This is a genomic window from Prevotella pallens ATCC 700821, from assembly GCF_000220255.1.
Lineage (GTDB): Bacteria > Bacteroidota > Bacteroidia > Bacteroidales > Bacteroidaceae > Prevotella > Prevotella pallens.
The window spans coordinates 1,292,430-1,312,136 of the sequence record NZ_GL982513.1 but is presented as its reverse complement, the minus strand read 5'-3'; the positions used below and the strand labels follow the sequence as shown (position 1 = coordinate 1,312,136).

Below are 19,707 nucleotides of genomic sequence, written 5' to 3'. Positions count from 1 at the left end.
ATATTGCCAGTGTTATTAGATAAATAGAAAACAATAATAATTTATAAAAAAGAAACAATATGGAAGAAAAATTCAAAATTTTTATTGTGTGAAGACGATGAAAATCTCGGAACACTGTTAAGTGAGTATTTACAAGCAAAGGGCTATCAAGCTGATTTGTGCCCTGATGGAGAAGTGGGATATAAAACCTTCTTAAAAAACAAGTACGACATTTGTGTTCTTGATGTAATGATGCCGAAAAAAGACGGATTTACATTAGCACAAGAAATACGTCAATCAAATGCAGAAATTCCAATAATATTCTTGACAGCTAAACAGCTTAAGGAAGATATTCTTGCAGGATTTAAGATTGGAGCAGACGATTATATTACTAAGCCTTTCTCTATGGAAGAACTAGTGTTCCGTATTGAGGCTATTCTACGTCGTGTACGAGGAAAGAAAACAAAAGAATCAACTCTCTATCAAATTGGGCGTTTTAGTTTTGATACACAAAAGCAACTTCTTACACTTGATAATGATCCTGAAAAAGCTACGAAACTAACAACAAAAGAAAATGAGTTGTTGGCTTTGCTTTGCGCACACTCTAATGAAATATTGCAGCGCGATTATGCTTTAAAAACTATTTGGATTGATGATAATTACTTTAATGCACGATCTATGGATGTTTATATCACTAAATTACGTAAACATTTGAAGGCTGACGACCAAATAGAAATCATAAATATTCATGGCAAAGGATATAAACTTATAGTACCAGACGAAGAGTAGAATAAGCAAGAGCTCAATGACGTGTGTTCATTGAGCTCTTTTTTTATAATAGAAAAGAGATGGACACACTATGGAAAGAAAACGTATGTAATAACTTCCATCTTTCTATAAGAAAATATCGAAAATATATTGTTGTTCAAAAACTTATAATATAACTTAAAAGAAAACATTTAAGGATAAAAGAATTTATAATCACCACACCTGAATAAATGTTGTTCAGTTATTATAATACAAAATCACAAAGGCCGTCAATTGTTATGATATCAAATTCGCAACTGAGAGATATCTGAAACAAGCATAATAGATATCTGAGACAAGCGTGCCAGATATCTAAAATAAAAGTACTAACATTTACTAGCTTTTTCTAGAATATTGAGATATCTTATTTAAATTGTGAGTAAACAGTAAACACCGTTTTATAATCTCCCAATCTATTTTCTACAGATCCTCTCTCCCGCCATAATACTATATTATATATGTATATGACATTATGAATTCTTTTGAGATTTCACATAAACAATTGTACCTCCAATAACCAATATTAATCCGCCAAAAAGCAGTATATTCCCTTTTATATGAAACAGAATATGAATAGTGAAAAATACAATTCCCACAACTATACTAAAAAGCCCTATATATGTAATATATTTACCCATTAGTTGCAAAAGTATAAAAAATATTTGGTTATCTCACAAAAGAATCGTAATTTTGCATCGCATTTCTAAGTGGAGTGCATAATTTTTAATTAATATTCAATAAAAGTAGTATGAATCAATACGAAACCGTTTTCATTTTGACTCCCGTTTTGTCTGATGAACAGATGAAGGAAGCGGTCGCTAAATTCAAAAATCTGCTCATAGAAAATGGAGCTGATATTTTGAATGAAGAGATTTGGGGTCTCAAAAAGTTAGCTTACAACATTCAGAAGAAATCATCTGGTTTCTATGCAATGTTGGAGTTTAATGCTGAACCTTCAGTTGTAAAGACACTCGAAACAGGCTTCCGCCGTGACGAGAAAGTTATTCGTTTTATCACCATAAAGCAAGATAAATATTCAGCAGCGTATGCTGAAAAACGTCGTGCAAAGTGGGCAGCAGTAAAGGAGGCATAATTATGGCAGAACAGAAGAAGACAGAAATCCGCTATTTGACCGCTCCATCAATCGACACAAAGAAAAAGAAGTATTGTCGCTTTAAGAAGAGTGGTATAAAATACATCGATTATAAAGACGGTGAGTTCCTTAAGAAATTCTTAAATGAACAAGGAAAAATACTTCCACGTCGTATAACAGGTACATCTTTGAAGTATCAGCGTCGTGTAGCACAAGCTGTTAAGCGTGCTCGTCAGATAGCTTTGCTTCCATACGTAACCGATTTGATGAAATAAAAAGGAGGCTAAAGATGGAAATCATACTTAAAGAAGATATTATCGGACTTGGCTACAAGAATGATATTGTGAATGTAAAAGGTGGTTATGGTCGTAATTATCTTATTCCAACAGGAAAAGGCGTAATTGCATCATCTTCTGCAAAAAAACAATTAGCAGAGAACCTGAAACAACAAGCAGCTAAAATTGCTGCAAAGAAGGCTGACGCAGAAAAACGTGCAGCACAGCTTGAAGGTGTTGAATTAGTAATAGCTGCTAAAGTTTCTACAACAGGTGTAACTTATGGTTCTGTAAATACTGCAACTGTAGCTGAAGAATTAGCGAAAAAGGGTATAGAAGTTGATCGTAAGATTATCACTATGCGCGACATAAAGAAAGTTGGAACCTTTGAGGCTACAATTCATTTCTTTAAAGATGTAGAGATAAAATTACCTGTAATTGTTGTTGCAGAAAATCAACCAGAGCCTAAGGCTGAAAAAACAGAAGAAACTGTAGAGACTCCTACCGAAGAAATTGATGTTGTGGAAGGAGAAACAGTAACAGTTGAATAATATATATATTCAAAAGAGAATTTATATAGATTTATTAAACACATTATAGCATAATCCCTTTCATCTTTATAGATGTGAGGGATTTTCTTTTCTATGAAAAAAATAGTACTAACAGGAGGTCCTTGTGCTGGTAAAACCACTGCTTTAGTTAAAATAATGGAACACTTCTCTAGCATTGGATATAAGGTGTTCATTATACCAGAGTTACCTACTCTATTCTTACAAGCAGGAATGGATTATCTCACAGATAATAAAGATTTATTTTACGAAGGCGAAAAAGCAACCTTAGAGATGCAAATAGCTTTAGAAGATAAATTCTTACAAATGGCAAAGAGTGTCAAGCAACCAGTTCTTATCGTTTGCGATCGAGGAACAATGGATATCTCTGCCTATATGAATCCAGTACTCTGGAATCAAATAATATCCGATGCAAAGATGAATAACGAGATGTTGCGTTCTCGTTATGATGCAGTTTTACATCTTGTAAGTGCAGCAGATGGTGCTGAACAATTTTATACAACTGCTACAAACAATAAACGAACAGAGGGCATTGAATTAGCACGTATACTTGATAAGAAAGTCATTCAGGCATGGTCAGAACATCCACATCTACGTGTAATAAATAACCATGAAGATTTTGAAACCAAGCTAGAAAGAGTATTACAGGAAATTTCTGATGTTTTAGAAATTCCACGTCAGGCAGTTGAAGAAAGAAAGTATATTATACGACTGAAAGATAATATTCCCGAGGCAATAGTAAGTGAAATAACACAAACTTATTTAACATCTGAGCCGTATAGTGAGGTTCGATTGAGACGGCGAATTTTAAATGGACTTACTGTAAATGTTCATACCACAAAAAAGATCCTATCTAATAATGAGCAAGTTGAAACCGAACGACAAATTGATAATAACCTATATGAATCATTACTTCGGCAAGCAGATCCGTATAGACAACCTATACATAAAATGCGAGAAACATTCATTTGGAAAGGACAATTCTTTGAATTAGACACCTTCATAGATCCATATAAAGGTTTACAAATACTAGAGACGAAGGGAATACTCAAACATGAAGATATCATTTTTCCTCCCTTCATCGAAATAATTGAAGATATAACAGGAATCACAAAGTATTATAATTATAATTTAGCTCTAAAGAAATAATTCTATCCTCACAACAGATTCATACAGATATCACAAATAAAATAGAACAAAAATTTGGTCAATTATAGCAAAAGCAGTATCTTTGCAGGCGTTTAATAATATAAAACTATATTATAGTTGATGAAAAATGACAAAATGAAGTTTCAGTATCGTGTGAATGAACAAATTCATGCACGAGAAGTGCGTGTGGTAAATGAAGGTAATGCAGAAGTGATGTCTACTCGTCAAGCATTGGACATTGCTCGCAAAGAGGGTGTAGACCTAGTCGAAATATCCCCGAATGCACAACCTCCAGTTTGCCGTATCATCGACTATTCTAAATTTCTTTACCAGCAAAAGAAACATCAGAAAGAGATGAAGCAAAAGCAGGTAAAGCAAGATATAAAAGAAATACGTTTCGGACCACAGACTGATGAACACGATTATCAGTTTAAATTAAAACATGCACAAGAATTCCTTAATGAAGGAAATAAAGTAAGAGCATACGTTTTCTTTCGTGGTCGTTCTATCCTATTTAAAGAACAAGGTGAAGTTTTACTGTTACGTTTTGCTAATGATCTAGAAGAACTAGCAAAAGTAGAACAGTTGCCGAAGCTCGAAGGGAAGAAAATGTTTCTCTACCTTTCTCCTAAAAAAAGCCGGTGTTACTAAAAAGAGCCAGCAACGTAGAGATCGTGAAGAAGCAGCAGATGCAGCCAAAAGGAATGAGGCTGCCAAAAGTTCAGATAAAGAAGGTAAGGAGAATATAGACAATGGACTTTTTGCAAATGCAAAAAATGGTTCTGTTGCACTCGATAAACTTAAGAATGAATAAAAGATTAAACGTGTCTTTTAAAAAGAACTGATAATACCTGTGCGTAACGTCTTGGTAATACGTTGCCACAGATGAATATAAATAATAATTTTAACAATTTAGAAAAATGCCAAAGCAAAAAACAAACTCTGGAGCAAAAAAGAGATTTAGCTTCACAGGTACAGGTAAGATAAAGCGTAATCGTGCTTACCACAGTCACATTCTGACTAAGAAAACAAAGAAACAAAAGAGAAATCTTGTTCACAGTGCAATTGTGGATAATAGCAACATGAAACAGGTGAGAGACTTGTTAAATCTGCGTTAATAAACATTAGTCTAACAATTTAAAAGGAAAGAAAAACTATGCCAAGATCAGTAAATCATGTTGCTTCAAAAGCAAGAAGAACAAGAATTCTCAAAAAGACAAAGGGATATTATGGTGCCCGTAAAAATGTTTGGACAGTTGCAAAAAATACTTACGAGAAAGGTTTAACCTATGCCTACCGTGATCGTCGAAATAAAAAGCGCACATTCCGTGCACTTTGGATTCAACGAATCAATGCAGCTGCTCGTCTTTACGATATGAGTTATAGTCAGTTGATGGGTGCATTACATAAAGCTAATATAGAGATTAATCGTAAGGTCCTCGCTGACCTTGCAGCAAATAACCCAGAAGCATTTAAGGCTATTGTTGAAAAAGTAAAGTAATTAAAATTTAAGATTAATAGGAAAAGGTTGTAATTCAAGAGATTTACAACCTTTTTTGTGTTAACTATGTATCTACATTATTTATACCCTACTATAAATCTTAGAAAATGGAAATAGGTGCAATGGATATTTACTAGGTTATTTATTTCGTCTATCAAATGTCTATTACGTCTAAGCCTATATTAATTCATCATTTATGATTTGAAATATAAAATTTACTCATTTTTAGGTATTGGACATATTGAATATTTACTCTATCTTTGCAACCAAAATATCTATTATACAATTTATAGAATTCTAGATGCTATTAAAAAGTAAGAAAATAAAAGTATGGGGGAAACTCCTATGTCTAAAGATGCGTTGTCAGAATTACAGACAACGCATTTTATTTTTGAATAGCTATGAATTATATTCGTTTTTATCTTATCTAAAATATGAATAATATAATAATTAAAAAGAGAGCTTTAACAAACAGAAAATTGTGTTCCAATTCGCAATATAATTGGAAGAAGATCTTCTTGACCATACTTTGTCTATTTTCTATATTAACACTCTCTGCACAAGAAACAGTTATATGCGGACAAGTAACAGATGCCAATACCGGTAGTCCTATTGTTGATGCATGGGTTTCTGTTGCTGCAAATAGTAATGGGATTGCCACCAACGCACAAGGATACTATAAAGTAAGTGTGCAAAAGTTACTAAAAACATCACTAACTGTGAGACACATAGGTTACAAAACAGAAAGAAAAAATATAATCTTATCTGATTCTGTTTGTGTAAACATACAATTAACTCCTACAGAAAATATGTTAGAAGGAGTTACAGTAACTACTCGGAGTGAAATTCGGAAGTTACGCGAATCGGCTATGCCTATATCTGTAATAGGACAACAACAACTACAAGGTACAGCCTCTAATATTAACGACGTACTTGCCAGAACCGTAGGAGTTACAGTGCGAAATACTGGTGGTATGGGAAGTGCATCTCGAATATCTGTTCGTGGATTGGAAGGAAAGCGAATGGGAATCTATATAGACGAAACGCCTATGTCGCAGCTAAGCAACTTCGTGGCATTAAACGATATCCCCACAAATATGATAGAACGAATTGAAGTATATAAAGGTATAGTGCCTTACAAATTCGGTGGTTCGGCATTAGGAGGAGCTGTCAATGTGGTTACAAAGGAATATCCACCCGTTTATTTAGACTTCTCTTACGAAATAGGTTCATTCAATACGCACCAAATATCTACAGTTCTAAAGCGTACTAATCATAAAAGTGGCTTACAATTTGGAATGGGTGGAGTCGTATCATTTGCTAAGAACAACTACAAAATGGCTTTAGCTAATTTGGACGGACGTGTTGTAGAACGAAATCATGATAGTTTTAAGAAGATTATGGGTGGCATATCTATAAAAGCAACTAAGTGGTGGTTCGATGAAATGAAATGGGAGCTTATTCTATTACGAACTAAACAAGAAATACAAGGTATTGATCTCGATATACGTGAGGCTTACAACCATTCTATAAACTATGTTACGGCTTTGACTCTGAAACGTAAGAATTTCTTTTTAGATGGATTGGACCTCGATTTTGATGCAGGATATGTATCTGGTAAATATGGATTATGCGATAAAGCAATGCATCGTTACGATTGGGATGGAAAAACTCTTCCCCCAGTTTCTCCATTTGGAGGTGAACAAAATAACTTTGCATCAGATGGAAACAATAAATCTAACGAGCTGACTGCTAAACTTAATATGGCTTATACTATTGATATGCACCACGCAGTGAACCTAAATATTTACGCAGATCAAAACTCTCTATACCCAAACGACTCTTTAATGGATAAATCGTTGGGATTCCGTGCAAACTTCCCAAGTAAGATGAAAACAATGACCGTAGGACTTTCGTACGATTTGACGTTGTTTAATGGACGTTTTCAAAATGCGTTCACATTGAAAAACTTCTTATTCTCATCTCATTCTCGCAGTATAGATATTTATTCCGTAAAAGAACCTCAACCAGTAAAGATATCTAAAAACTTTTTCGGCTTCAGTGACGCTATGCGCTATAAGTTTTCAAACGATTTAATGATTAAATTTTCATTTAACTCTGAAGTACGCATACCTACTAGCGAAGAACTTATTGGTAATGGTTACTCTATACTTGCCTCACCAGCATTGAAACCAGAACGCACGTCGGGAATAAATCTTGGTATTCTTTATCGCCGTATAAAAACCGATGGTGGACTTATAGAAATAGAACTGAATGGCTTCTATAATCAATTGAAGGATATGATACGCTTTACTCCCGATATGATCCCTACAATGGCACGCTATCGTAACTTTGGCAGTGTACGCACAAGAGGAATAGAATTGGAGGCTAAAGGAGATATCTGTCCTCTACTCTATATCTATGCAAACGGAACCTATCAAGATCTTCGTGATATGCGAAAAACAATTCCAGGAACAGAAGTTGAGAATCCTACACGCAATATGCGCATTCCAAATGTGCCTTACCTATTAGCTAACTTTGGTACCGAAATACACAAAGAAAATATCTTTGGTGGACACGGGCAAAATATTAGATTACTCCTCGATGCTTCATATATACATCAATACTTTTACGACTTTGAAGTTAGTAAGTATCAAGAACGTAAAATTCCAACCTCAATAACAATGGATGCAGCCCTAGAGTATAGCTTTTGCAACGACCGTTGGACAATTACATTAAAATCAAAGAATCTAACTAATCGTCGTACAATGTCCGAATTAAACCGTCCGTTACCTGGACGCTACATAGGAATAAAGATAAGATACCTATTTAAATAATTAATTAATAAAAGATAGAATTATGAGAAACTTAAAAATCATCTTCACAGTCATCACAATGATGGCCTTTGTTTGTTCATGCAACAACAGCGACGAACCTAAACCTAATGGAGTAAATGAGAAACCATTTAAAGGCATAATTTTTACAGCTGGTATCACTAATCCTGAAGGAAACAATGGTAGTGTTTATATGCAATGTCTTCCAGATTTACAACCTGGAAGTTATGACAATACCAACGGTATACCAGTAGGTTTCGGTACAACACCCATTGTAGCTAAATCGGGAAATATCTATGTTCTTCCAGACTATATGGGCAATACAAAAGCCGAATTAATATGTTACAAAATCAATGCTGATAATAAATGGAGCAAAAAAGGAACAATGCCAATACCACCAAAGGCTGCTGCGTGTTGTGTTACCGAACTAAATAACGAGAAAGCATACATTAGCTTACAAGGTTTGGGAACTATACTTGTGTTTAATCCTACTACTATGACACGCATTGGAGAGATTGATTTGAATAGCTTGAAACAAGCGGATACAAATGTTTCTCCAGCATCTATGATTATTAGAGATGGTAAACTTTTTGTTGGACTTAACCAGATGAATGCACAATATATGCCAACACGTAACAATATAGAGTTGGCTGTAATAGACACAAAAACAGATAAAGTGGAAAAGCATATTGTGAACACATCATTAGGTATGAGCTTTGCTACACGTCCAATAGATCCAGGTTCAATCTTTGTAGACGAAAATAACGATATATATATAAATTGTATAGGTTCGTTTGGTTTTATTCCAGGCTTACATGGTGGAATTGCACGTATTAAGAACGGAACTACTGATATTGACCCCGATTATTGTATACGATTAGATAATACTGAAGTAAGAGGATTAACAACAAAATTTGCCGATTTCTTTGCTACTATTTGTTATGGTGGAAACGGAAAAGTATATGCTTATGCGAACTCGTTTGGCTTAGATCCAAATGGAATGAGCAATCCTTATATTAGTTTAACCAATGTTCCTATCATAATAGATTTGCAACAGAAAACATTGAGTCTTATCAATGGAATGGAAATTTCTAACCCACAAGGTATAGCCGTTGGTAAATATAAAAATCTGATTGTATTTGGCAGTGCTAATAAGAAGGCTAACGGTTTCTACACTTACAACCCAGCAACAAAAGAAGTAGCAGGCCCTATTATACAGGTAAAAGGAAACCCAAGTTTCTTTTATAGCTTCGTAGAATAAGGATAGAAGTATAGCCTACTTACTATAAAATAATAATCGATGCAAATACAGAAAGACGAAATACGAAACCGAATTCTTGCTGTAGCAAGTAGAGAGTTTATAAATAATGGTGTAAAACGTACATCAATTAAAACCATAGCTAGTAAAGCAAATGTAGCAGTAGGCAATGTGTATAATTATTATAAGGGCAAGGACGACTTACTGAGGGCTGTTCTTGCCCCTTTATTCACAGCCTTCAAAGATTATCATAATAAGTCTATTAGCGAAGAATATGTATCTATCGACATCTTCCATAATCAAGTTTACTATGATATGATGTACCAACAAGTGTCATCACTTATTATTCCTTTTCGTAAAGAGCTTTATATGCTTATCTTTGAAACTGCTGGAACATCATTAGAAAACGATTTTGACAGATTGTTGGAAACGGCATATTCTGACGGAATAGCTTATTTGGCAAATATTAAAAATTTATCTTCACACATTAATACAAATATATCGCCACACTTTGTTCGTATTATGTGCGGATTGTGGGCAAGTGTTATTAGGTATATTGTTACACACGAGGGACTAACTGAAGTAGAAATAAATGGTATTATTACCGATTATGTAAATTTTGGAATGGGTGGTTGGCGTAAACTTATAGGCATTGAATAAAGAAAGACAATACAATAGCATTTGCTATTTAAACTATATCGTGCGTGGCGAAATAAAGAAAAGCCAATTCATTGTAAATACTAGTTGAAACCTTATTATTTACTCTTGTTTTAATATTCCATTTCTACAATTGCAACTATGCTAATTTGGGAATATTAGTGCAAAAGGGTGAGTTTCTTAGATTTTATTTGTATTTTTGCCATATCAAATGCTGAATCTATGAGTTCTCTTTTATAACATTAAAGTAAGTGGATTGCGATATTACTATATTTTTAGCAATATACGTTTACTATAGTATAATGGTAAAATAAAAATGTTGCATAGCTAAAAGTAGAACTTCATTTGCTACGGGTATAGCGAGATGAACTTAATGCTCTCTCCTACTCTCTATAAAATAAGACAATAGATATTACAAGAAACAACAAATATAACTATGAATAAAAAAGCAATTTTGCGGAAACTATCATTTATCATTTCCTCTACCGCAGTGGTAATGGGCATTTATGCATGTAAAACTCCTAAACAACAAACAGAAATGCAAGTAATGAATCTTACTCCTAATATGAAGTTCGTAATTAATCAGAAAGGTGAATGCTCTGTGAAGAATAAACAAAAGATTTCTTTAGAAGAATTCAATGAATTAGTAGCACATGGTGGTTTTGTATGGATTTCTACTAGAATAGTATTAGAAAATGGTGAATTGGATACCAAAGATTACTATCGGTCAATACTGGGACAGAGTCCTATTAACTATTACTTTAAAGATGGGAAATGCCACACATTCTTTTTTTCGTCGGCTAATGGAAAAACTGTTAGCTACGAGTATGATTACAAGTATGATGCAAAGAATAATCGACTATCAATAAAAGATTTTAACGATATAGAAATCTTAGCTTTGTCAGAAGGAACAATGGAAATACTACAACCTATGGGAGTTTTTCCGAATGGCAAACCACGATATGCTTATAGTATTTACAGACGAGCTGATGATGGAGAAATAGCTAACATCTTAATACGTGCTGGACTTCTTAAACCTACTATTAGTATAGAGGATATTAAAGAAGGAGAAAAATAAATACAGCAGAAGAATTGCACATACCAAAAATAAACATTGTAGATATGTGCAATTCTATATTTGTATACCACATTATCGGATTGTTATATGGAAGCAACCTTGATGTTTCTCGTATTTAATGTGGCAACGTCCCTGCTTACGTAAATCGTTAAGAACTTCGCTTAAAATCCATTTCAAAGTATCATCGCGTACAGAGCGAGTTATGGGCGAATACTTATTGTAAGCTATATCGAACGTTGTTCCATATAGATGACAACTATTTTCGGTTGCATTATGATTATAACGTCTTAATTTTCTTACATCTTCTTTTGTACGCAGAACGCTTGTAACCAACAATTTTGTAAGTGGGATATTTTTCACTTGAAGACTATCGAAAAAGTTTCGTCCTATATCTTGGAGCAAAATAGAAGCTTTTGGCACAAGATATGGAATGCTACTCGACAAACGTTTTACAACAAAGAAAGGGTTGCTACCAATGTATACAAGCTCTTTCTTCCGCAATTCTGCATCTTGCCTATTTAAAACTGCTTTTACAGCATACTTCTTAGACGATTCTAATTGTACATATTGCGAATCAGGAAAACTCTTATCGTAATTTGCAACACCTATAATATGATGTTTTACCACTTTATTATTACTATCAAAAAAATGTGTAAGCTGGCTTATTGGTACAAAATACAGAGAAATAGAATCATTCTGATCCGTAATCTCTGCAGTTCTAATAATTCCCGAAGTTAAGTGTGTAGTATCAACGGATAGAGCCTTACCTTTAACAGAATTAGAATCTTTCGCAATTGAAGGGAATATAACTCTAACAACCGCAAGAAAAACAGTTATAGCCATAAACCCAAATAAAAAATTATTTTTCGTTATCTTCTTTTTCACTTTCATAGATACAAAGGTAGGTATTTTTTTATAACATTCAAGATAGAAATACAATGTTTTAACATAGAAAAATAACACTCGATAAGCCAACCACACATTTAGGAACAGAATTTAGATAGTGCATAAAGAAGCACTGTAATACGAACAAGCAATAATTTCATCACAACATTCCTTCGTTCCGTATATATATCCATAACGTTTTTATAGGTAATAAACATTATTTATTAAAGCAAAGTAGAGTTTTATTTACACGTAAGTAAAGTTCTACTTACACGTAAATAAAGTTTTACTTACACGTAAATAAAGTTTTACTTACGTGTAAATAATAGTATCTAATCAGTATTGCGTTGATACATAATAGTATATAAATGGAAACAAATACGTGAATAATTAAGACCGAAACAATACATAAATGCAGATTATAAAGATAGACACAAAGAAGTGTGCATAAGTAATGAGAATTCAGACCAGGAAAAAGCTTTATTTAGGCTCTACGCCATAGAGAAAACAGATATAAAGAGTGCAGATAAAAGATAGAATCTGTTAATTCTACAAAAGAGAAAATAAACAGATTTCTAGTGAAGAAGTGATTTTGCAATACCGAAGAAATATTCCTAAAAACTTCTTCATAATTTTACGCTTATTGGCTGATTTTATGGGTAGTTATTTTTTGATAATTCACCTTATAAGGCATAATAAATATTTGTATGGTTCACCTTTTTATATTAACTTTGCAGCAATATTAAAATTAGTGAAAGAAATTGATAGAAAAACATATTGTTCTTGATGATATTGACCCCGTAGTTTTCTATGGCGTTGGTAATGCGCATCTACAGATGATAAAGTCTCTCTTCCCAAAAGTGAGAATTGTTGCTCGCGACAATGTTATACGAATTTTGGGAGACGAAGAGCAAATGGCAAAATTAGAAGAAGATATTGAGAATATGCGCAAACATATTTCAACGTATAACGTTATAAGCGAAAAAGATATTCTTGATATTGTAAATGGAAAACAAACCAAGATAGGTGCCGAAAAAGAAGTATTGGTTTATTCAGTTTCAGGAAAACCAATAAAAAGTCGCTCTAATAATCAACAAATGTTAGTTGATGCTTTCAATAAGAACGATATGGTGTTTGCAGTAGGACCCGCAGGTACAGGTAAAACCTATTTAAGCATTGCACTAGCCGTTAAATCTTTAAAAGCAAAAGAAGTAAAAAAAATAATACTTTCGCGTCCAGCAGTCGAAGCCGGAGAGAAATTAGGCTTTTTACCCGGCGATATGAAAGAGAAGATTGACCCTTATCTTCAGCCATTATACGATTCTTTAGAGGATATGATTCCAGCTGTTAAGCTTCAAGATATGGTAGATAAACACATTATACAAATCGCTCCACTTGCATTTATGCGAGGAAGAACATTGAACGATGCTATAATTATACTCGACGAAGCACAAAACACATCAACAGCGCAAATAAGAATGTTTCTCACACGATTGGGAATGAACTCGAAGATGATAATAACAGGCGATTTAACACAGATAGACCTTCCTTACCATCAAAAGAGTGGACTAAAAGAAGCAGTAGAAATACTTAATGATACAGAAGGAATAGCAATAGTTAAACTCAGCCAAAAAGATATAGTAAGGCATAAACTCGTAACAAAAATTGTTAATGCTTACGATGAACACGATAAAGCAAAAAACAAAACAACTCCATAAAATTATAAAATTATGAATGCATTGATTAAAACCGATTTCAAGTTCGAAGGACAGAAGAATGTTTATCACGGAAAAGTTCGTGATGTGTACGACATTAACGATGATTTAATTGTTATGGTTGCAACCGATCGTATCTCCGCTTTCGATGTAGTACTACCCAAAGGCATACCTTTCAAAGGACAAGTTTTGAACCAAATAGCTTCAAAATTCTTAGATCTAACTTCAGATATCTGTCCTAATTGGAAATTGGCAACTCCCGATCCTATGGTTACAGTAGGATTGAAATGCGAAGGATTTAAAGTGGAGATGATTATTCGTTCAATCCTTACAGGCTCTGCATGGAGAGAATATAAAGCTGGCTGCAGAGAAATTTGTGGAGTAAAGCTTCCTGATGGCATGAAAGAAAATGAACGTTTCCCTGAACCAATTATTACACCAACTACTAAAGCAGACGAAGGTCATGACTTGAATATTTCCAAGGAAGAAATAATTAAGCAAGGCATTGTTTCAGAAGAAGACTACAATATAATTGAAGACTGGACAAGAAAACTTTTTGCACGTGGACAAGAAATTGCTGCACAAAAAGGTCTTATTCTTGTTGATACTAAATATGAATTTGGCAAACGCAACGGTAAATGCTATTTAATAGACGAAATACATACACCAGATTCTAGTAGATACTTTTATGCTGATGGATATGAAGAGAAATTAGCTAAAGGCGAACCACAAAGGCAACTTTCTAAAGAATTCGTTAGACAATGGTTGATAGAGCATAACTTTATGAACGAACCAGGACAAAAAATGCCCGAAATAACAGATGCGTATGCAAAAAGTGTTAGCGACAGGTATATTGAACTCTACGAACATATCACAGGAGAACCTTTTGTGAAAGTTGATGACGGAACAGATTTAGCAGAACGGATTGAGAAGAATGTGAGCCAATATCTAGCAACAAGAAAATAAGAGATTTCCAAAATAAAATTGCAAGATACTAATAAACATCAGCGTGTATAATCAAGAGAAAATAAAACCCTATAATAGCACTGATGAAAAAGGTAAGGTGGTCGAAGAAATGTTTGATAATATTGCTTCGACCTACGATACCTTAAATCATCGGTTGTCATGGAATATAGATAAAAGTTGGCGTAAAAAAGCCATTAGAAGGCTCGCTCCATTTTCTCCTAAAACAATACTTGATATTGCAACTGGGACTGGTGATTTTGCAATTATGTCAGCAAAGATGCTTTTACCAAAAACACTTATCGGTGCTGATATTTCTGACAAAATGATGGAAATTGGCAGACAAAAAGTTAAGGAAGAAGGTTTAGATGGTATTATTTCATTTCAGAAAGAAGATTGTCTAAACCTAACATTCCCTTCCAATACTTTCGATGCTGTAACAGCCGCTTTTGGAATTCGTAATTTTCAGGACCTTGAGAAAGGACTTGGAGAAATGTATAGAGTATTAAAAAAAGGTGGACACTTATGTATTATAGAGCTTACAACACCTATATCGTTCCCAATGAAACAACTTTTTAAAATATATTCAAAGGTTGTTCTACCATTTTATGGACGCTTAATTTCAAAAGATTGCAGTGCATACGATTACTTAAATAAAACTATAGCTGCATTTCCACAAGGTGAAACCATGATGAATATACTTCAAAGTGCAGGTTTTACTAAAACGGCTTTTACACGTTTAACATTTGGAATCTGCACTATGTATATTGCTGAAAAATAAAATTAGTTGCTTATGGACAAATATGGACTGATTGGTTATCCATTAGAACATTCTTTTTCAGAGGGATATTTCAATGAGAAATTTCAAAATGAAGGAATAGATGCTGAGTATAATAATTATGAAATTTCATCAATCGAAGACCTTTTAGAAATTATTGATACAACTCCAAATTTAAAAGGACTTAATGTTACGATACCTTATAAGGAACAAATCATAAAGTATCTCGACTCTTTGAGTCCAGAAGCAAAAGCTATTGGCGCAGTAAATGTTATTCGCGTCGATCATTTTGGCAATAAAACACATCTTAAAGGGTATAACACAGACGTTATAGGATTCACAAAAAGCATAGAACCCCTATTAGAACGCTACCATAAAAAGGCTTTAGTATTAGGCACTGGTGGTGCTTCTAAAGCTGTATGTTATGGATTAAAATCTTTAGGCATTGAAACAAAATGCGTTTCAAGACGTAAAAATATAGATGTATTAACCTACAACGATTTGTCTCCCAAAATAATAAAAGAATTTAATGTAATAGTAAATTGTACGCCCGTGGGAATGTATCCGAACGTAGATGAATGTTTGCCACTTCCATACGAGGCTATGGATAATCATACCCTCTTATACGATTTGCTTTATAATCCTAATGTTACATGTTTTATGGCAAAGGGTAAAGAATATGGTGCTGTTGTTAAGAACGGATTAGAAATGTTACTTTTACAAGCTTTCGCAAGCTGGGATATATGGAATAGTAAAGAAAAATAAGAAAATCGGAGAATAGTACTAAAGAAATGAATAATAGATATGCAATGCGTGGCGTTAGTGCTGCCAAAGAAGACGTACATAACGCTATTAAGAATATAGATAAAGGAATTTTCCCACAAGCATTTTGCAAAATCATTCCAGATATCTTGGGAGGTAACGAGGAATACTGCAACATAATGCATGCCGATGGTGCTGGTACAAAATCGTCCTTGGCTTATATGTACTGGAAAGAAACAGGCGATTTAAGTGTATGGAAAGGTATAGCGCAAGACGCCATAGTTATGAATACAGACGATTTGTTGTGTGTTGGTGCTGTTGATAATATTCTAGTATCATCTACTATCGGACGTAACAAGATGCTTGTTCCTGGAGAAGTTATATCTGCCATAATAAATGGTACAGACGAATTGTTGGCAGAAATGAGAGAAATGGGAATAGGTATTTATCCTACTGGTGGAGAAACTGCGGACGTAGGAGACTTAGTGCGTACTATCATTGTAGATTCTACTGTTACTTGTAGAATGAAACGCTCTGATGTTATTGATAATGCAAATATTCGTCCAGGAGATGTTATCGTTGGTTTAAGTTCGACAGGACAATCAACCTATGAAAAGAAGTATAATGGAGGAATGGGCAGTAATGGTCTTACGAGTGCACGCCATGATGTTTTTTCAAAGTATCTAGCCGAAAAGTATCCTGAGAGTTTCGACCACGCTGTGCCGAATGAGCTTGTTTATAGTGGTAAATATAAACTTACTGATGCTGTAAAAGACAGTCCTTTAAATGCTGGAGAATTGGTTCTCTCCCCTACCCGTACCTATGCTCCAGTAATTAAGCGAATACTTGATGAGTATCGTAGCAAGATTCACGGAATGGTACATTGCACAGGTGGAGCACAAACAAAAGTTCTACACTTTATAAATGATAACTGCAAAGTAATAAAGGATAATATGTTCCCTGTACCTCCCCTATTTAAAGCTATAAAGGAATGTAGCGGAACAGATTGGAAAGAAATGTACCAAGTTTTCAATATGGGACACAGAATGGAGATTTATGTCAGCCCTGAAATGGCTAATTCTATTATTGCTATTAGCAAGGAATTCAATATTGATGCACAAGTTATCGGTCATATTGAAGAAGGTAAAAAGAGCTTAACTATCAAAAGCGAATTCGGAGAATTTAGTTATTAAACAATAATATTCTATACATCTATACAAAATAACAATAGAAAAAGATATGCCAGAGGAGAATAATATATTAAAAAAATTAGATGGACTTGAAGCACGTTTTGAGGAGGTGTCTACACTTATTACCGATCCTGACGTAATAAGCGACCAACAACGATATGTTAAACTCACTAAGGAATACAAAGACCTTGGTGATATTATGAACGCTCGAAAGCGATATATAAATTGCCTTGCTACAATATCTGAAGCTAAAGATATTCTTGCCAACGAAACCGATCCAGAAATGAAAGAAATGGCAAGAATGGAGCTGAGTGAGAACGAAGAACTGCAACCAAAACTTGAAGAAGAAATTAAGCTTTTACTTGTTCCTAAAGATCCAGAAGATGACAAAAACGTGCAAATGGAAATCAGAGCAGGAGCAGGCGGAGACGAAGCTGCATTGTTCGCTGGCGATATTTTCAATATGTACAAACGATACTGCGACAAGAAAGGCTGGACACTATCTATAACATCAGTTTCGGAAGGAACTGTTGGTGGATTTAAAGAAATTGATTTTGCTGTTGCTGGTGCTGGTGTTTATGGAATTTTAAAATATGAGTCAGGTGTCCACCGTGTGCAGCGCGTTCCTTCTACCGATACGCAAGGTCGTATGCAGACATCTGCAGCGACAGTTGCCGTACTTCCAGAAGCTGATAAATTTGAAGTAAACATAAACGAAGGCGACATTAAATGGGATACTTTCCGTTCGAGCGGTGCGGGAGGTCAAAATGTAAATAAAGTGGAATCGGGAGTTCGTTTACGTTATCCATGGAAAAACCCTAATACAGGTGAGGTAGAAGAAATCCTTATAGAATGTACTGAAACGCGCGACCAACCTAAAAATAAGGAAAGAGCCTTATCAAGATTGCGTACATTTATATACGATCGTGAACATCAGAAATATGTAAATGACATTGCAAACAGACGTAAAAGTCTTGTATCTACCGGAGACCGTTCTGCCAAGATACGCACATACAACTATCCACAAGGGCGCGTAACCGACCATCGTATAGGTTTTACTACTCATGATTTGCCAAACTTCATGAATGGCGAAATTCAAGACATGATAGATGCACTAACTGTTGCAGAAAACGCAGAAAAATTAAAGGAAACAGAGTTGTAAGTTATTGCATAATATTGAAGAAATCTTTATCCACGGGTATAGTAGACAGAGATGATGACAAAATGTACTTTCGTGGGGCACAAAATATACTTTCGTCAATAATAACATTTGCCCCTTTTCTAGTATAAAAATTTAACTCTGTAAATAACTTATCAAACTTACGCAAGTAACAAATATGTCGTAGTTTGAAACTAAAGTATAAGAATTAATAAGTATGGAGAGAAAACAATTAATAGAGCAAATATTTACAAAGAAATCGTTTCTTTGTGTAGGACTTGATACTGATTTAAATAAGGTTCCTAAGTTTCTGTTAAATGAAGAGGACCCTATTTTTTCTTTTAATAAAGCCATAATCGATGCTACGGCTCCTTATAGCATTGCATATAAACCTAATTTAGCATTTTACGAATGCTATGGATTAAAAGGTATGGAGGCGTTTGAAAAGACAATAACATATTTGAAAGAAAACTATCCCCAACACTTCATAATAGCTGATGCCAAACGTGGAGATATTGGAAACACATCAAAGATGTATGCACAAACATTCTTTAAGGAGTATAATGTAGATGCACTTACCATAGCTCCATATATGGGGGAAGATTCTGTAAAGCCTTTCTTGGAATATGAAGGAAAATGGGTTATTCTTCTTGCACTAACCAGCAATAAAGGAAGCCACGACTTTCAGTTGTTTGAAGATAAAGAGGGTGTGCGCTTATTCGAACGAGTGTTGACTAAGTCTCAAGAATGGGGCACAACAGAAAATTTAATGTTTGTTGTAGGTGCAACACAAGGAAGCTTGTTTGCTGATATACGAAAATTGGCTCCTAATAGTTTTCTCTTAGTACCAGGAGTAGGCGCTCAAGGTGGAAGTCTACAAGAAGTATGTAAATATGGAATGAATAAGAATTGTGGACTTTTGGTAAACTCTTCAAGAGGCATTATTTATGCAAGTGCAGATGAAAACTTTGCCGAAATTGCAGGAGAGAAGGCAAAAGAACTACAGCAAGAAATGGCAATAGAACTTGATAGACTAAAAGAATAATTCAGAAGAT

Annotated in this window: 19 protein-coding genes and 1 pseudogene; 19 read left to right on the top strand and 1 reads right to left on the bottom strand. The window is 34.3% G+C overall.

Annotated elements, in window-relative coordinates; genetic code table 11:
- Nucleotides 1-84 precede the first annotated feature (84 nt).
- From rprY to HMPREF9144_RS04980, 12 genes and pseudogenes are all read left to right on the top strand, one after another.
- Nucleotides 85-768: a response regulator transcription factor RprY gene (gene rprY, locus HMPREF9144_RS05040; RefSeq protein WP_006044815.1), complete on the top strand. Its 684-nt coding sequence runs from the start codon at nt 85-87 to the stop codon at nt 766-768.
- 766 nt (nt 769-1,534) lie between these two features.
- Nucleotides 1,535-1,879: a 30S ribosomal protein S6 gene (rpsF, locus tag HMPREF9144_RS05030; RefSeq protein ID WP_006044813.1), complete on the top strand. Its 345-nt coding sequence runs from the start codon at nt 1,535-1,537 to the stop codon at nt 1,877-1,879.
- Nucleotides 1,880-1,881: 2 nt separating this feature from the next.
- Complete coding sequence (rpsR, locus tag HMPREF9144_RS05025) at nt 1,882-2,154, top strand: 30S ribosomal protein S18 (RefSeq protein WP_004364847.1); 273 nt, start codon at nt 1,882-1,884, stop codon at nt 2,152-2,154.
- Between the two features lie 14 nt (nt 2,155-2,168).
- Nucleotides 2,169-2,705: a 50S ribosomal protein L9 gene (rplI, locus tag HMPREF9144_RS05020; RefSeq protein WP_006044812.1), complete on the top strand. Its 537-nt coding sequence runs from the start codon at nt 2,169-2,171 to the stop codon at nt 2,703-2,705.
- Nucleotides 2,706-2,798: 93 nt separating this feature from the next.
- Entirely contained in the window at nt 2,799-3,872 is a 1,074-nt protein-coding gene (locus HMPREF9144_RS05015) for an AAA family ATPase (RefSeq protein WP_006044811.1), read from the top strand.
- Nucleotides 3,873-3,992: 120 nt separating this feature from the next.
- Nucleotides 3,993-4,686: pseudogene (gene infC / locus HMPREF9144_RS05010) on the top strand (translation initiation factor IF-3).
- Nucleotides 4,687-4,792: 106 nt separating this feature from the next.
- Nucleotides 4,793-4,990 (top strand): 50S ribosomal protein L35, encoded by a 198-nt coding sequence (gene rpmI, locus HMPREF9144_RS05005; protein ID WP_006044809.1) that lies wholly within the window; start codon nt 4,793-4,795, stop codon nt 4,988-4,990.
- A 38-nt stretch (nt 4,991-5,028) separates the two neighbouring features.
- Nucleotides 5,029-5,373, top strand: a complete 345-nt coding sequence (gene rplT, locus HMPREF9144_RS05000; RefSeq protein WP_006044808.1) for a 50S ribosomal protein L20 — start codon at nt 5,029-5,031, stop codon at nt 5,371-5,373.
- Between the two features lie 434 nt (nt 5,374-5,807).
- A complete protein-coding gene (locus HMPREF9144_RS04995) occupies nt 5,808-8,210 on the top strand; it encodes a TonB-dependent receptor (RefSeq protein WP_006044806.1) in 2,403 nt (800 codons plus the stop codon).
- A 22-nt stretch (nt 8,211-8,232) separates the two neighbouring features.
- Nucleotides 8,233-9,468, top strand: a complete 1,236-nt coding sequence (locus HMPREF9144_RS04990; RefSeq protein ID WP_006044805.1) for a DUF4374 domain-containing protein — start codon at nt 8,233-8,235, stop codon at nt 9,466-9,468.
- Nucleotides 9,469-9,507: 39 nt separating this feature from the next.
- Nucleotides 9,508-10,125 carry a TetR/AcrR family transcriptional regulator gene (locus tag HMPREF9144_RS04985; RefSeq protein WP_006044804.1) on the top strand — a complete coding sequence of 206 codons (618 nt, stop codon included), beginning with the start codon at nt 9,508-9,510 and terminating at the stop codon, nt 10,123-10,125.
- Nucleotides 10,126-10,558: 433 nt separating this feature from the next.
- On the top strand, nt 10,559-11,200 hold the full coding sequence (locus HMPREF9144_RS04980) for a hypothetical protein (RefSeq protein WP_006044803.1): 642 nt from the start codon (nt 10,559-10,561) through the stop codon (nt 11,198-11,200).
- 72 nt (nt 11,201-11,272) lie between these two features.
- On the opposite strand, the gene HMPREF9144_RS04975 is transcribed toward HMPREF9144_RS04980, so the two are convergent.
- Entirely contained in the window at nt 11,273-12,091 is an 819-nt protein-coding gene (locus HMPREF9144_RS04975; protein WP_006044802.1) for a DUF5715 family protein, read from the bottom strand.
- Between the two features lie 755 nt (nt 12,092-12,846).
- Between HMPREF9144_RS04975 and HMPREF9144_RS04970 the strand changes: the two genes are divergently transcribed.
- The 7 genes from HMPREF9144_RS04970 to pyrF all read left to right on the top strand — a co-directional run bounded on the left by HMPREF9144_RS04970 (nt 12,847) and on the right by pyrF (nt 19,697).
- Nucleotides 12,847-13,803, top strand: coding sequence for a PhoH family protein (locus tag HMPREF9144_RS04970; RefSeq protein ID WP_006044800.1), 957 nt, complete (start codon nt 12,847-12,849; stop codon nt 13,801-13,803).
- Nucleotides 13,804-13,815: 12 nt separating this feature from the next.
- Nucleotides 13,816-14,766, top strand: a complete 951-nt coding sequence (locus tag HMPREF9144_RS04965) for a phosphoribosylaminoimidazolesuccinocarboxamide synthase (RefSeq protein ID WP_006044799.1) — start codon at nt 13,816-13,818, stop codon at nt 14,764-14,766.
- A gap of 43 nt (nt 14,767-14,809) precedes the next feature.
- A complete protein-coding gene (gene ubiE, locus HMPREF9144_RS04960; protein WP_006044798.1) occupies nt 14,810-15,544 on the top strand; it encodes a bifunctional demethylmenaquinone methyltransferase/2-methoxy-6-polyprenyl-1,4-benzoquinol methylase UbiE in 735 nt (244 codons plus the stop codon).
- 12 nt (nt 15,545-15,556) lie between these two features.
- Complete coding sequence (locus tag HMPREF9144_RS04955) at nt 15,557-16,306, top strand: shikimate dehydrogenase family protein (protein WP_006044797.1); 750 nt, start codon at nt 15,557-15,559, stop codon at nt 16,304-16,306.
- A gap of 26 nt (nt 16,307-16,332) precedes the next feature.
- Nucleotides 16,333-17,496, top strand: coding sequence for an AIR synthase-related protein (locus tag HMPREF9144_RS04950; protein ID WP_006044796.1), 1,164 nt, complete (start codon nt 16,333-16,335; stop codon nt 17,494-17,496).
- 46 nt (nt 17,497-17,542) lie between these two features.
- A complete protein-coding gene (gene prfA / locus HMPREF9144_RS04945) occupies nt 17,543-18,655 on the top strand; it encodes a peptide chain release factor 1 (protein ID WP_006044795.1) in 1,113 nt (370 codons plus the stop codon).
- A 214-nt stretch (nt 18,656-18,869) separates the two neighbouring features.
- Nucleotides 18,870-19,697, top strand: coding sequence for an orotidine-5'-phosphate decarboxylase (gene pyrF / locus HMPREF9144_RS04940; RefSeq protein ID WP_006044794.1), 828 nt, complete (start codon nt 18,870-18,872; stop codon nt 19,695-19,697).
- The last annotated feature ends 10 nt before the right edge of the window (nt 19,698-19,707 follow it).

Excerpts from the sequence above, each read along its gene's own strand:
- rpsF (WP_006044813.1), top strand. The coding sequence starts at position 1,535 with ATGAATCAATACGAAACCGTTTTCATTTTGACTCCCGTTTTGTCTGAT.
- rpsR (WP_004364847.1), top strand. The coding sequence starts at position 1,882 with ATGGCAGAACAGAAGAAGACAGAAATCCGCTATTTGACCGCTCCATCA.
- rplI (WP_006044812.1), top strand. The coding sequence starts at position 2,169 with ATGGAAATCATACTTAAAGAAGATATTATCGGACTTGGCTACAAGAAT.
- HMPREF9144_RS05015 (WP_006044811.1), top strand. The coding sequence starts at position 2,799 with ATGAAAAAAATAGTACTAACAGGAGGTCCTTGTGCTGGTAAAACCACT.
- rpmI (WP_006044809.1), top strand. The coding sequence starts at position 4,793 with ATGCCAAAGCAAAAAACAAACTCTGGAGCAAAAAAGAGATTTAGCTTC.
- rplT (WP_006044808.1), top strand. The coding sequence starts at position 5,029 with ATGCCAAGATCAGTAAATCATGTTGCTTCAAAAGCAAGAAGAACAAGA.
- HMPREF9144_RS04995 (WP_006044806.1), top strand. The coding sequence starts at position 5,808 with ATGAATAATATAATAATTAAAAAGAGAGCTTTAACAAACAGAAAATTG.
- HMPREF9144_RS04990 (WP_006044805.1), top strand. The coding sequence starts at position 8,233 with ATGAGAAACTTAAAAATCATCTTCACAGTCATCACAATGATGGCCTTT.
- HMPREF9144_RS04985 (WP_006044804.1), top strand. The coding sequence starts at position 9,508 with ATGCAAATACAGAAAGACGAAATACGAAACCGAATTCTTGCTGTAGCA.
- HMPREF9144_RS04980 (WP_006044803.1), top strand. The coding sequence starts at position 10,559 with ATGAATAAAAAAGCAATTTTGCGGAAACTATCATTTATCATTTCCTCT.
- HMPREF9144_RS04975 (WP_006044802.1), bottom strand. The coding sequence starts at position 12,091 with ATGAAAGTGAAAAAGAAGATAACGAAAAATAATTTTTTATTTGGGTTT.
- HMPREF9144_RS04965 (WP_006044799.1), top strand. The coding sequence starts at position 13,816 with ATGAATGCATTGATTAAAACCGATTTCAAGTTCGAAGGACAGAAGAAT.
- HMPREF9144_RS04955 (WP_006044797.1), top strand. The coding sequence starts at position 15,557 with ATGGACAAATATGGACTGATTGGTTATCCATTAGAACATTCTTTTTCA.
- HMPREF9144_RS04950 (WP_006044796.1), top strand. The coding sequence starts at position 16,333 with ATGAATAATAGATATGCAATGCGTGGCGTTAGTGCTGCCAAAGAAGAC.
- prfA (WP_006044795.1), top strand. The coding sequence starts at position 17,543 with ATGCCAGAGGAGAATAATATATTAAAAAAATTAGATGGACTTGAAGCA.
- pyrF (WP_006044794.1), top strand. The coding sequence starts at position 18,870 with ATGGAGAGAAAACAATTAATAGAGCAAATATTTACAAAGAAATCGTTT.